Genomic DNA, 14,315 nt, shown 5'->3' on the forward strand with positions numbered 1-14,315 from the left:
GCCGATATCAACCGAAAGGAAACTTGAAGCCTTCCGGCAGGTTCATTCCGGAAGCGAGGCCGCCCATCTGTTCTTTCTGCAATTTCTGGCTGGCCTCTTCTACCCGCCGCACGGTGTCGTTCACCGCGGCCGCCAGCAAGTCTTCCAGCATTTCTTTATCCTCACCGAGCAGGCTCTGGTCGATATTCACATCCACCACATCGTGGCGGCCATTCATGGTGACCTTGATCATGCCGGCACCGGACTCACCGGTGACGCGCAGCTCGGTCAGCTCTTTCTGCATTTTTTCCATGCGTTCCTGCATGTCGGCCTGCATCTTCTGGGCCTGCTGCATCAAATCGCCCATACCTTTCATCATGGAATTCACCGTTCAATCAATAGATTCTTCAGTTGTCAGCGCGCACTGCGCACGATCGGACCAGTGCAGGTCCGGGTCAGCCGAGATACTCGACCGATTCCGGAACCAGTTGCGCGCCCAGTTCGGACTGTAACTCCTGCACTACCGGATCGCTGTTCAGCGCATCCCGCGCAGACAGTTGCCGGGCTTCTTTGGTAGCCGCAATCAGCCTGGCCGGCGTGCCGCCGTGAACTTCGCCAACCTGGATCTGCACAGTGACCGGCTGACCAAAAAAGTCTCCGAGTACATCTCCCAATCGGCGCTGGTGCCCCTCGTCGTACAGACTGCTGAAGGACTGATCCAGAGTAAAAGACAGTATATTGTCCTGCCGTCCCAGAAACTCCAGGTGCGACGCAATGGAGTGCAGGATACCGGTCACCCCCACCTGTGGATACATCGCCGGCCAACTGCCGGGCGATAACGCATCCAGACGTGCGGCGGGTACTGCCGGGGTTTCTTTTTCCACAGGTTGCGCCGGCACCGCTGGTGCTGCGGGCTGGAATGCCTGGCTTGGTGTCGCCTCCACCTGTGCAACCTGTTGGCGCAATTGCTCACGCAGGGCTGCGCGGTCGTCGGCTGCTGGAGCCGACGCCTGTGCCGCTGGCTCAGCGGGAGTGGCAGGCTGCGCTGCAGCGGCTTCCTGTTGCGGCGCCGGCACTGACGAGCCTGCCACAGCGTGCTGTGGCGCAGGCTCAGCGACGGACTTTTTTTCGTGACTCTCCTGAGTCTGCACCGGGGCCTGTGTCGACACCTGGGGAGTCGGATCTTCGGACCAGGGCGGCGCATCGTCTACCGGGGGCTGGGCTGATGCCTGGGTCGGTACCGGCTCGGCTTGCGCAGGCTCTACAGAAGCAGGCGTGGCGGGCACTTGCTGACGGGGCGACTGCGGCTGCTCTGAAACCGGGGCTTGTGCAACCGGTGACTGGGTCGCCTGAGTCTCTGGCGTGGGCGACGCTTGAGAAGAGTCCTGCTCCCCTCCCGCCTGACCAGCGCCAGACAGCCTCGCCGTGGGAATATTCGCGACCCCCTGGGGTTTGAATGCCAGCATGCGCAGCAGCGCCATCTCAAAGCCTCCGCGGGGGTCTGGCGCCAGAGGCAGGTCGCGACGGGCCAGCAGGGCCATCTGGTAGAACAGCTGGACGTTTTCCCCGGCCATGGAGGCCGCATGGCGTTGCAACAGTTCGGCATCCCCGAGGGCGTTATCGATAGCCTCCGGCAATACCTGGGCGATAGCGACCCGGTGCAGAATGGCCGCAAGCTCTGCCAGTGCTGCACTGTAGTCCGGCGCCTGCTGCGAAAGCTCATCCACCGCGGCAAACAATGCCGCCGGGTTTTCTTCGGCCAATGCCTGAATCAGCTTCCACACCAGGGTGCTGTCGAGCGTGCCGAGCATGGCCCGCACTTCGCCCTCACTGATCTTACCGCCGCCGAAGGCGATGGCCTGATCGGTCAGGCTCATGGCATCGCGCATACTGCCATCCGCCGCGCGCCCCAGGTGCCAGAGCGCCGCCTCTTCAAACGGTACCAGCTCTTTTTCCAGCACAAAGCGCAGGTGGTCCACCACCCGCTCCGGGGTCATATTTTTGAGGTTGAACTGCAGGCAGCGGGACAACACCGTGACCGGCAGCTTCTGCGGATCGGTGGTGGCAAGCAGGAATTTGACGTGCGGCGGCGGCTCTTCCAGCGTCTTCAACAGAGCGTTGAAAGAGCTGTTGGAAAGCATGTGCACCTCATCGATCAGGTACACCTTGTAGCGGCCCCTTGTGGGCGCGTACTGGACATTTTCCAGCAGCTCGCGGGTATCTTCCACCTTGGTGCGAGACGCCGCATCCACTTCGATCAGGTCGACAAAGCGACCATCGGCGATTTCCGTACACACCGAACACTGGCCACAGGGCTCCGAGCTGACGCCGGTTTCGCAGTTCAGGCACTTGGCCAGGATCCGCGCGATGGTGGTCTTGCCGACCCCCCGGGTACCGGCAAACAGGTAGGCGTGGTGCAGGCGATTGTTATCCAGGGCGTTGATCAGGGCCTGCAGCACGTGCTCCTGCCCCACCATCTCCCGGAACAGTCGTGGCCGCCATTTGCGCGCCAGTACTTGATAACTCATTCGCTCTCCGCACCTGCCGGTGCCATGTTTATAGGAAGGTTGTATGCCGATACCGGCATACAAGAAGCCGGCCATTATACCGGCATCATCGCGTAGGAATAGTGACCCGCCAACGGCCCACTTACCGACCCAAATTGGCGACGAGATACCTAAAGGGGGTAACCATCTGCCCGATCTGGTCATTTCATCGTGTCAAAACGACCACTCGTCGATTGCTGTGTGCCTGTGTTATAACTTGTCGGTGCTGTCCACCAGCACCCAGAACAACAACGCAATCACAACAACAATCATATTGAGCGCTGTACGGGGATCCCGCTGACTGATGAATAGAGCCCGGAAGACACTTCTGGAGAAGCTGTTTGCCGACCACGGCCAGGCACTGGTGCGTTTTATTACACGCATCGTGCGCAGCACCGAAGACGCCGAAGATATTGCCCAGCACGCCTATCTGCGCCTGCAGAAGCTCAGTGACGAGAAAGACCTCGAAAACCCCCGTGCCTACCTGTTTCAGATCGCCAACAACCTGGCAGTAGACCAACTGCGCCGCGGCAAGCTGCATCTGGAGTACGTCAATCAGCAGATGCCTGCTGAGGGCGCCACGGCCACCGACGACGACCACGCCTTTCACCAATCTCCCGAGCGGGTGCTCGCCGCCCGGCAGCAGCTGCAGGCCATTCATGAAGCCATGGACAACCTGCCGCTCAAGTGCCGCCAGGCCTTCCTGTTGCACCGCAGCCGCGGACTCTCCTACTCGGAAATCGCCCAGGAAATGAACATTTCCGTCAGCAGCGTGGAGAAATACATTCTCCAGGCTCTGAAGGCCTGCCGGAAGAAAGTCGGAAACTTATAGGGCTTCCGCGCATCCCACCAAGTATCCAGCGCGTCTTACATCCGTAGGAGCGCCTGCCCACGACCGCCCACCAAATGCCGACCCGAACAAGTTTGGCGCACGTACCGCCCCTGGTGCACCGCCTTGCAGCAAACATTGTCAAAAATGTTTGAGGGGGCGGGACCAATGTTCGTCTTACTTATGAGCAGCGGTATCCGGGCGATAAAAGGCGGATTCCGCAGAAAATATGTGCTAAATTTTGCGTCGATTTGTCGCAAAGATTGCACAGGAAGACAGTGAAGTTGATTTGAACGCCGCCCGGTAGCACCATATTGGTGCAAGCGGCAGCGGAATGCCAGATAATATCGGCAGTAATGGAGAGCACCGAGAGGCGCCAATCCAGCAAATGACAGCTCTGACAGGCAGTTAACAGGTTATTGGAAAACAAGGTATTAGTGCGGTGAACCCTCAGGAAGTACAAGACGTACCCACAGAAGACAGGCTGGACCAGGCATGCGCCTGGATTGCACGCCTGCGTTCTGACGCGATCAGCTCCGCTGACCGCCGCGCTTTTGCCGCATGGATCGCGGAATCTACCTTTAATCGCCAGGCCTTTGACGAAATGGCCGAACTCTGGGGCGACCTCGGCGTACTGTCTCATCTACCTCTGGATGAACTGTATCCAGAAAGCGTACCCAGCGCGGATCATCGCGCAAATACCGGCTCCGCTCCCACCAAATCTTCCAGCAGCGCTCGCCCTGCGCACGCCACCACGGCCGACAATAGCAACTGGAATCTGCCCCAGTGGCTGATGGGTGGTAGCGCCGTTGCCGCCTGCCTGGGTATTGCCCTGTGGATCGGCAACCAGTGGCTACAGCAGGCCCCGGTGCAGCAGCAGATGTACACCACGGCTGTGGGCGAGACCCGCACTGTCGCCCTGCCCGACGGCTCCGACGTAAAACTGAACACCAACTCCGAGCTGATCGTCAATTTCAGCCGGGAAGAGCGCCGCACCCAGCTGCTGCGCGGTGAGGCCTACTTCGACGTAGCCCGCCAGACCTCGCGCCCGTTTACCGTAGCCGCCGGCAGCGCAAACATTCGCGTTCTGGGGACCCAGTTCAACGTAGAGCGCAACCCGGCGAACACGCGCGTATCCGTGACCGGCGGTACCGTAGCAGTAAGCGAAGCGCGCACTGCCAGTGGCCTTCAGCCAGAGTCCATCAAGCTGACCCGCAACCAGAAAGTCAGCGTTTCCAGAAGCGGGCTTTCCGATGTGGGCCGCACATCGGCAGAGGAAGCGCTGGACTGGACTCAAGGGCAGCTGGTTTTTGAAGAGACCCCGCTCGACGAAGCACTCGAAGAGCTCAACCGCTACCTCAAGGTACCGGCAGCGGCGGCACCCGGCGTCAGCGACCAGACTCTGTCTGGCACTTTCGAGTTGACCGACCCGGAAAACACCCTGGCCGCCATCGCCACCGCACTGGATCTCGAGCAGGATCAGAGCGATCCCAACCTGACTCTCTTGTCACCCAAGCCTAACTAAGATATAAAACCTGCCTTGGGTGATCGTTCTTTTTTTAGCCAAAAGCTTGCCGATCACTCAAACCACAATACTAAACAGAATTAACTGCTGTACCCGGTTGCTGATCGTACCGGGTGCGCAGGTGGGATCAGCAGAATTGAACTTTCGGCACTGGGCAGCACTGTCATTGACTGGCTTGCTGGCACTCACACAGAGTGCCGCTGCGACCTGCCCGAAATCCGGGGTTCCGATCTCCACCGGCCCGCTCTCCCGCGCACTTATCACCCTCGGCCGCCAATGCCGGGTGTCTCTGGTAGTCCAGGACAAAAGCGCCTCCTCTATATACGTCCCCGATCAGACACTCGAGACCCCCGATGGCAGTATTGCGCCCGCGCTGCATCAGTTACTTGAAAAAACGGCGCTAACCTTTACCCACACGGGCACCAATGCCATCGCCATTGTGGCCCGTAGCGAAAGCGCCAGCGACGGGGACAACTCTGAGCCCCCCCTGCTCCCGGCAGAAGAAGTCACCGTAACCGGACGCAGCCTCACCGGTAGCCACCTGCGCCACCTGAAGCTGGACAGCTATGCGCCAATTGACGTACTTGCCCAGCCGGAGCTTGAAATCACCGGCGCCCAGACCATCTCCGAACTGCTGAAATTCCTGCCTGCGGTGTCCGGCAACTCTACCAGCACCTCGGTCACCAACGGTGGCAACGGTACCGCCACGGTGACGCTGCGCGGCCTACCCGCCAGCAACACCCTGGTGCTGATCAACGGACGCCGCATCGTCAACAACGGTTTCGGCGGCGAAGCCGCAGACCTGAACACCATTCCCCTGTCTGCCGTCGACCGGATTGAAGTACTGAAAGATGGTGCCTCGGCAGTGTACGGCTCCGATGCCATCGCCGGGGTAGTCAACATTATCCTGCGCCGGGATTTCGATGGTCTTTCGGTCAACAGTTACTACGGCCAGGCAGAGCGCGGCGACCAGCAGACGAGCTCCCACAGCATTACCTGGGGGGCGGGCGACGATGAGCGCCACCTGATGTTCAGTCTGGCCCACTACCAGCAGGGCGAAATTTTCAGCCGCGACCGCGACCTTTCCTCGTCCGCGGACAACCGCGCACGCGGCGGCACCGACTTGCGCTCGTCCGCGTCCCCCCAAGGGTATATTGCGCTGTCCGACCGGGTTGTAACCAGCACCACTGACGGCATCCAGGGCTGGACCCCGGAAGATCTGTACAACTTCCGGGAACACACCTCCGCACTGGTGCCTTCAGAGCGGCAGTCCCTGTACATCGCCGGCAACCAGAGCGTCAGTGACTCCGTGGAGACCTTCGCCGAATTGATGGCCGTGCGCACACGCTCCGAATCCACCATGGCCGCCACGCCGGTTTTCACCCGTTTCGATAACGGCGACCTACGCATCTCTGCAGACCAGATTTACAACCCGTTTGGAGAAGAAATCACCGACGTACGCAAACGCGTACTCGAACTCGGCCCGCGCGTTCAATACAACAATACGAACACCTGGCGGTTCAACTCCGGCCTGAAAGGGCTTGTGGACGACTGGCAATGGGAGCTTACCGCTGCCGCCCATTACACCCGCGCCAAAGAGCGACTCGCCAATCTGATCGACCCAAACCGCCTGTCCGCCGGCCTGAAAGGTGCCGACATCTGTAACGCAGAAACAAACTGTACTCCGGTGAATCTACTTGGCGCACCCGGCAGTATCGACCGGGAGCAACTGGATTACATCCGCGGCGAAAACCGTGTGGACGGCGCCAGCCGTATGGCCTCACTAACCTACATCGCCAACGGCCCTCTGGGAGAGAACCATGCCGGCGATATCCTCGCCGCGGCAGGTGTGGAGATCCGCCGCGAAGCGATCGACTTCACCTCCACCGACGCCGATGGCCTCTCCCTGATCGGCGGCATCGCCTCCGGCTCCGCGCAGGGGGAGCGATTGATTGGCGAGGCATTCGGTGAGATTTCCGTACCGTTGAAAGCGGATTCCCTGTGGCTGGATGGCGCCGTGCGCTACTCGGATTACAGTGACTTTGGTAACACAGCCAACCCCAAAATGGCATTGCGCTGGCGACCCACGCCTTCACTGCTCGTGCGCGCCAGTTACGCAACCGGCTTCAAAGCACCCACGCTGGTAGATATGAACCAGAGCGGCCATCAAAGCCAGGAATTTCTTTTCGACCCCTGCACCAATAGCAATGCCGCATCTCTGCCCGGGTGTAATGGCCGCGCGGATCAGGCACGCATTCAGTATTTAACGGAATTTGGTGGGAACCCGGATCTTCAACCGGAAACCTCCGACAACCGCTCCATCGGCGTGGTGTGGACACCGGGTGACTATACCGGCTTCCACGCCAGCCTGGACTTGTTCGAAATTCGCCAGAACGACGTCATCGATACCAGCCCCCAGTATCTGATCAATCAAAACGCCATAAACAACCTGTTTGGCGATCGCGTGGAGCGCGATGACAAAGGCGATATTACCCGCGTAATTGCCACGCGCCTCAATATCGGTGCGCGGGAAGTACGCGGGGTAGATGCGAGTCTGCGCTATCAACACCAGTCCAGGGAACTCGGTTTGATCCGCTGGTCCATGAACAGCAGCCATATGGCCAGCTACCTGAACCAGCTGGCGCCGGGCAGCCCCATCGAAGACCTCTCCGGCACTTTTGTCGACTCGGCCAGTGGCGGCGCCGGCTCGCTGCCGGAATGGAAAGCCAACACGGGCGTATACTGGCAACGCGGCCGCTGGGAAGGTGGATACACCATTCACTACGTCAGCGACCTGCAGGAAGATTTCACCCTCAGCGACGAGTTCGTGACCCGCAAAATCGACAGCTGGTCCACACACGATTTACAAGTCGCCTACGGCGTACCCGTCGGGTTCCGCTTTGCCATTGGTATCGACAACCTGCTCGACGAAGCCCCGCCCTTTGCCGCCTCGGCATTTAATGACAACTTCGATGCCCGCACCTACGATCTGACCGGCCGCTACTGGTACACCACTTTCAGTTTCTCCATGTAGAGCACGCTCCGAAACAAGACGTGAAGCAAACGCTGCCAGTATTTTCACAACTTTGTATTTTCCCCTCTATCCTGATTGCTGACCGCCCCCCTGCGGCCGTGGTTTATTCCCCCAAAATAAAAACCAGCGCACACGCTGTTCGTTTTTCCCTCCTTTTTTGACGCCACAATTGGCACAAATGAACCAAAGGCGCAATTTCATTCACGAATAACCTTGAACAAGGAAAAATTGTTCTAGGGTTGATAGCAAGCCTCTGTTGATAGAAGTGTGTAGTTGTCAGGGAGGGCATGGCCATATTCGGCGAACATCACCGGTATCAGGAGAGGTATACCATGGACAGAACCCGTCTTTCTCGGGCAATCAAAGGCGCGATAGCAGCTGCCGCCGTTACATCCAGCTTTTCTACCATTTCTATTGCTCAGGATGCACAGGCGCAGGTTGAGGAAATTGTTGTAACCGGTTCTCGCATTCAGCGTGCGACGGACGCCAATAGCGCCACACCGATCAGCGTTTTTGATGCAGCACAACTGGAACAGTCAGGCCAGACCACCCTGGAAGACTTTCTGCAAAATATCCCATCCATGACTGGTGGCCAGCTGGGCTCATCCGTCAACAACGGCAGTGGCGGTCTCGCTACGGTATCCCTGCGCGGTCTCGGCTCGTCGCGCACACTCATCCTCATGAACGGACGCCGCCTCAGTTCTTCCGGCGGCGCCACGGGTGTAGTTGACCTGAACACCATCCCAACCTCGATCATCGAGCGGGTAGAAATTCTGCGCGACGGCGCGTCGACCATTTACGGTTCCGATGCTATCGCCGGGGTTATCAACATCATCACCAAAAAAGGCTTCGAAGGTGCAGAACTCACCTTCGACTACGGCGCCTCTACACATGGCGATGGTGACGAATACCTCGCTGCCATGACCATTGGTACAGGTAATGACAAAGGTCATGTGATGTTGAACGCGCAGTACACCAAGCGCCAAGACATCTGGCAGGGGGATCGCAGATTCTCCGAATGTCCGCTGCGGGAAATTGCCGGCAATGTAGTTTGTGGCGGTAGCTCTACCACGACGCCTGCACGCTTTTCTCCAACTGCAGATACCGATCAACAGTTAATCGTTGATCCGAATACCGGTGTGGTACGCGACTTCAATGCCGCCACCGACGCCTACAATTTCGCAACAGCAAGCTACCTGGCAACGCCACAGGAAGTCGCGTCCATTTACGGATACGGGAGCTATGAGCTCTACGACTGGAAAGACGTGACCGATGTGCGGGCCTTCAGCGAACTCTCATTTGTAAACCGTCGCTCCGATCAGCTGATGGCCGCTGAGGGTACCTTCTGGGGACCAGTAGTTCCCACCACCAACCCCTACAACCCTATTGGTGAACCGGTCAGTATCGGGCGCCGCCTGGAAGAAACCGGGGGCCGTGCATTTACCCAGGACTTGAATACCTGGCGCGGTGTTGTCGGCCTTGAAGGTGAGTTCTGTAATGAGTGGACCTGGGACCTTTCCTACAACTACGCCCGCTGGGTAGATGCCCAAATTGACCGAGGCCGCGGTAACACCGTGCGCTTTGAAAACCTTCTGGATCCCGTTGCCTGTGCTGCGGACCCAGAGTGTGCTGCGGCAGTAGGCGCAACCGGCGTCACCGCCTGGAACCCCTTCTCAGAAGGTACGCTCACACCAGAAATGCAGAACTACGCACTGGTCACCAACTCACCGCTTGAGCGTTCTTCGCTGCGCAGCTTCCAGGCCAACCTGGTCGGTGACTTTGGCGAATGGGCACTGACCGGCGAAGCTCCGGCGTGGGCGGTAGGCTATGAAAACCGCGCAGAACGTACCGAGATTGTGCCGGATGGTGCAGCGGAGATCGGTCAGATCTATTTCGTGAATGGCGATGCCTGGGGTGGTAACTACAGCGTGGACGAGTTCTACGGTGAGGTTCGAGTACCTGTCCTGGAAGGTCGCCCCTGGGCCGAAATTTTGGCCTTCGAGGCGTCATTCCGTTATTCGGACTACAACACCATCGGTAGCGACACCACCTTTGGCGCCGTAGTGGAATACGCACCGCTCGACGAACTGCGCTTCCGCGGCACCTATTCTGAAGGCTTCCGCGCACCGGGCCTGGACGACCTCTTTCTGACCCCGACCGTATCGGCAGAGACCTACGCCGATCCGTGTAACGAGTACGGTTCAGGCGACAGCGCCAATGTCATCGCAAACTGTATGGCTGACGGTATCGGCCCTGGCACCACCATCGCCTCCACCCAGGCAACAGGCTTGTTTGGCGGCAACCCGGACCTGGAAGCAGAGAAGTCCGAAAGCTACACCCTTGGTGTGGTGTGGACCCCCAGCTTCACCGATGACATGGGCTTCACCGTCGATTATTTCAACATCAATATCGACGATGCCATCGGCACGCTGACCACCAACACCATCGTACAAGGCTGTTACGAAAGCTCCGGATTCAGCTCACCTCTGTGTAACCTGATCACGGGTGCGGCAGCAGTAGGCTCCAATCCATCATCCAGCAGCCCCTACCGTCAATCGGATAACACGATTGCCGGCCAGCTGTTAAACAGCCAGAACGTAGCCACCTTTGAGACTTCTGGTGTCGACCTCGGCTTCGACTACAGCATGGATGCTGGCCCCGGTATCGTTAGCGTAAACCTCTCTGCTACCTACCTGCACGAGTGGAAATATCGCGGCAGCGCAGACGACCCCACCATTGACCTGGCCGGCTACTTCGGCGCAGACCCGGTAACCACCGCTATCGTCGCCTTCCCCGAGTGGAAGTTCTACGGCACCGTGGGGTACGAGTACGACTGCTGGAGCGCCTTCACCACCGTGCGGATGCTCGGCGAAGTCGACGACTTCGACCCATCTCCCAGCGATCTGGCAACCCATATCGATACCACCTGGTATCAGGATGTGAACTTCAACTACTTCCGCTGGGAGAATATCACTCTGACAGGCGGTATCCGCAATATGTGGAACCAACAGCCTCCCTATGTCACCAACAACGATGACATGAATACCCTGATGAGAAGCTACGACACCGTCGGCCGCTTCTTCTACGGTAGTGTGACGCTGCAGTTCTAAACTAAACAGACCTCTCCAAGCCCCGCCAACTGGCGGGGCTTTTTTTTGCCCGCCCGTTTATCCCCGCACCACCGACACGCCTTGCAACAAGATCCCAAAGCCAAACGATCGTCTGCAAACCAGAATCGAAAAACCTGCCTAAGCTGTCTTTCTTTCGGAAAAGAAGAATTTTTAATTTCTTTTTGAGGGAACTTAATTCCCATCCGTTAAATAGTCGTTGGGAAGAGAATGACCGCTTGGGGGTAGTCGTTCTCAAACACGCCAAATCTGGCAATACATGATAAATCCAACGATCAAGAGAGGATTTCAAATGAAAAAGAACCTTCTGTCTGTGGCGGTAGCCGCTACGATTATGGTTCCTGCTCTGCCTGCATTTTCACAATCAGATGCGGAGATGGTAGAAGAAGTGGTCGTTACTGGTTCTCGTATCGAGCGTGCCAATGACGTAAGCGTAAGCCCGGTAACTTCTGTTAGCGCAGAAGACCTGAAAGCTACCGGTGTAGTTCGGGTTGAAGACCTGATTAACGACCTGCCCCAAGTGGCAGCCACCCAGACCGCTGGCCAGGCCAACGGCTCTACCGGTACCGCAACTGTCTCCCTTCGCGGCCTCGGCTCTCAGCGCACCCTGGTACTTATCGACGGACGTCGTATGCCGGCAGGCTCTCCTCTGGCTGGCGGTTCTGGTGCGGACCTTAACCAAATTCCTGGCGCTCTGGTTGAGCGTGTAGAAGTTCTTACCGGTGGCTCTTCTGCCACTTACGGTTCTGACGCTATTGCCGGTGTTGTGAACTTCATCATGATGGATGACTTCGAAGGCGTTCGCTTCGAATCTCAGACCAGCGTGTACCAGCACAATAACAACAACAGCGACATGCAGGGCCTCGTCACTTCCAACGGATTTGACGTAGCCGACGGCAGTGTCACTGACGGCGAAACCAATGATTTCTCCATGATCATTGGTGCCAACCTGGACGGCGGCCGCGGCAACGTAACCGCATACGCCAACTACCGCAAAATTGACGCGGTTCTCCAAGCCGACCGTGATTACAGCGGCTGTGCCGTTTCTGGTAGTCCGGACTCTTTCGGTTGCGGTGGTTCCTCCACTGTACCCTGGGGTCGCTTCACTGACTTCGGCGCCAACGATGGCGACACCACCGAAGGTTTCGACTACAGCGTAGATGGCACTGAATTCACCGACTTCAGCCGCCTGTATAACTACGGCCCGCTGAACTACTTCCAGCGTCCGGACGAGCGCTGGACCATGGGCGCCTTCGGTCACTACGAAATCAATGAACACGCGGAAGCCTACACTCAAGTAATGTACGCAGATGACCGCACTGTTGCACAGATCGCGCCTTCCGGTGCCTTCTTCGTGACCAACGACCTGTTCTGTGGCAACCCGTTCCTGTCAGATGATCAGTACGACGCAATCTGTGGCGTTTACGGCCTGGGCAAAGACCAGTTCGTAAGCGACCTGGAAGTGGTTAACACCGATCCAGAGACCGGCGAAGTAACCACCAATCCTGGTGCACTCTACATCGGCCGACGTAACGTTGAAGGAGGCCCGCGACAGAGCGATATGCGCCACACCACTTTCCGCGGTGTGTTCGGTGTTCGTGGCGACATCAACGAGAACTGGGCTTACGACGTTTACGGTCAGTTCTCCGAGGTTAGCCTCGAAGAAACCTACCTGAATGACATGTCCAAATCTCGTATCCGTCGTGCGCTAGACGTGCGTACAGACGCGGACGGCAACCCTGTTTGTCAGTCCGTTCTGGACGGTTCCGATCCTAACTGTGTACCCTGGAACATCTTCCAGGAGGGCGGTGTAACCCAGGAGGCGATCGATTACCTGGTATTGCCTCTGTTCGCTCGTGGCACCACCGATCAGGAAATCATTTCCGGTTACGTAACTGGCGACCTGACCGATTACGGCGTAAAACTGCCGACTGCTGACAGCGGTGTAGCAATTGTTGCTGGTTTTGAAAGCCGCCGCGAATCCCTGAACTACTCCCCAGATTCCGGCTATCAGAACGATGAAGGTGCAGGCCAAGGTGGTCCGACCCTGCCAGTTGACGGCGCACTCTCAGTGAAAGAAATATTCACCGAAGCCAATATTCCGCTGCTTAGCGGCATGCCGGGCGCTGAGTACCTGGGTCTCGAAGTAGCTTACCGCTACTCTGACTACTCCACCGACGCTCAGACCGACACATACAAGCTGGCTGCTGACTGGCAACCGACTACCGACCTGAAAGTTCGCGCGAGCTTCCAGTCTGCAGTTCGTCACGCGAATATCCGTGAACTGTACCGCGCACAGTCCATCGGCCTGTTCGACATGACTTACGATCCGTGTGGCTCTCGTACCGATGACGACGGCGTTGAAATCGGCCCTGAGTACAGCGCAGCTGAATGTGCCAACACTGGCACTACTGCCTCTACCTACGGCGGTAACTTCGACTCCCCAGCTGGTCAGTACAACTTTGTTGGTGGTGGTAACCCTGAGCTGACACCGGAAGAGTCTGAAACCGTATCTTTCGGTATCGTGTACTCTCCTGAGTTCGTTGAAGGCCTGACCGTTAGCGCGGATTACTTCAACATTGAAGTGACCGAAGCGATCGCTGGCATCAACCCAGAAACTGTACTGCGTCGCTGCGCAGAAACCGGCAACGCCCTGTTCTGTGACTCAGTAAGTCGTGGCGCTAACGGCAACCTGTGGATCGGCACTGCTGGTATCACTGCTACTGATGTGAACATCGGCTTCTTCGAAACCGAAGGTATTGATATCAATGCTAACTATGGCTTTGACGTTGGTGCATACGGCTCCGTAGACATGAACTACATTGCCACTTACCTGACCAAGTGGGATCAACAAGAGTTCGTTGGCGAGCCGGTCGAAAGCTGCGCTGGCAACTGGAACAGCTCCTGTGGTACTCCGACTCCTGAGTATGTAAGTACTCTGCGCGCCACTTGGGCAACCCCCTGGAATGTGGACGTAACCGGTAGCTGGCGCTACATTGGCGAGGTTACTGACCTCGGCAGCAACGGCGCTGACTTCGACGCGATCAGCTACTTCGACCTGGCCGCAGCCTGGTCCGCTACTGACAACGTCACTATCCGCAGCGGTATCAGCAACCTGCTGGATGAAGAGCCGCCGCTGACTGCTGATGCGGGTGCTGGCATCTACGGTAACGGCAATACCTTCCCAGGCGTTTATGACGCTCTTGGTCGCTACGCCTTCCTGGGTGCATCTGTAAACTTCTAATCCTCACGAATTAGAACGTTCACAAAAAAA

7 protein-coding genes are annotated in these 14,315 nt (G+C 57.8%); 5 read left to right on the forward strand and 2 right to left on the reverse strand.

From position 1 onward, the window contains the following. Positions 1-7: 7 nt before the first annotated feature. Entirely contained in the window at positions 8-355 is a 348-nt protein-coding gene (locus tag Q1A74_RS11630) for a YbaB/EbfC family nucleoid-associated protein (protein WP_367275400.1), read from the reverse strand. Positions 356-434: 79 nt separating this feature from the next. Beyond that, positions 435-2,507, reverse strand: coding sequence for a DNA polymerase III subunit gamma/tau (gene dnaX / locus Q1A74_RS11635; protein ID WP_299595988.1), 2,073 nt, complete (start codon positions 2,505-2,507; stop codon positions 435-437). 322 nt (positions 2,508-2,829) lie between these two features. Between dnaX and Q1A74_RS11640 the strand changes: the two genes are divergently transcribed. The 5 genes from Q1A74_RS11640 (at position 2,830) to Q1A74_RS11660 (ending at position 14,285) form a co-directional block, all read left to right on the forward strand. Further along, positions 2,830-3,357, forward strand: a complete 528-nt coding sequence (locus Q1A74_RS11640; RefSeq protein ID WP_299595990.1) for an RNA polymerase sigma factor — start codon at positions 2,830-2,832, stop codon at positions 3,355-3,357. 439 nt (positions 3,358-3,796) lie between these two features. Then, on the forward strand, positions 3,797-4,879 hold the full coding sequence (locus tag Q1A74_RS11645; RefSeq protein WP_299595992.1) for a FecR family protein: 1,083 nt from the start codon (positions 3,797-3,799) through the stop codon (positions 4,877-4,879). 121 nt (positions 4,880-5,000) lie between these two features. Further along, positions 5,001-7,913 (forward strand): TonB-dependent receptor, encoded by a 2,913-nt coding sequence (locus tag Q1A74_RS11650; RefSeq protein ID WP_299595994.1) that lies wholly within the window; start codon positions 5,001-5,003, stop codon positions 7,911-7,913. 332 nt (positions 7,914-8,245) lie between these two features. Next, complete coding sequence (locus tag Q1A74_RS11655; RefSeq protein ID WP_299595996.1) at positions 8,246-11,023, forward strand: TonB-dependent siderophore receptor; 2,778 nt, start codon at positions 8,246-8,248, stop codon at positions 11,021-11,023. A 310-nt stretch (positions 11,024-11,333) separates the two neighbouring features. Continuing rightward, a complete protein-coding gene (locus tag Q1A74_RS11660) occupies positions 11,334-14,285 on the forward strand; it encodes a TonB-dependent receptor (protein WP_299595998.1) in 2,952 nt (983 codons plus the stop codon). The last annotated feature ends 30 nt before the right edge of the window (positions 14,286-14,315 follow it).

Source organism: uncultured Microbulbifer sp., from assembly GCF_947504145.1.
Classification (GTDB): Bacteria; Pseudomonadota; Gammaproteobacteria; order Pseudomonadales; family Cellvibrionaceae; genus Microbulbifer.

What these genes read in the sequence shown, in the direction of transcription:
- Q1A74_RS11630 (WP_367275400.1), bottom strand. Translation starts at nt 355, where the DNA reads ATGAAAGGTATGGGCGATTTGATGCAGCAGGCCCAGAAGATGCAGGCC.
- dnaX (WP_299595988.1), bottom strand. Translation starts at nt 2,507, where the DNA reads ATGAGTTATCAAGTACTGGCGCGCAAATGGCGGCCACGACTGTTCCGG.
- Q1A74_RS11640 (WP_299595990.1), top strand. Translation starts at nt 2,830, where the DNA reads ATGAATAGAGCCCGGAAGACACTTCTGGAGAAGCTGTTTGCCGACCAC.
- Q1A74_RS11655 (WP_299595996.1), top strand. Translation starts at nt 8,246, where the DNA reads ATGGACAGAACCCGTCTTTCTCGGGCAATCAAAGGCGCGATAGCAGCT.
- Q1A74_RS11660 (WP_299595998.1), top strand. Translation starts at nt 11,334, where the DNA reads ATGAAAAAGAACCTTCTGTCTGTGGCGGTAGCCGCTACGATTATGGTT.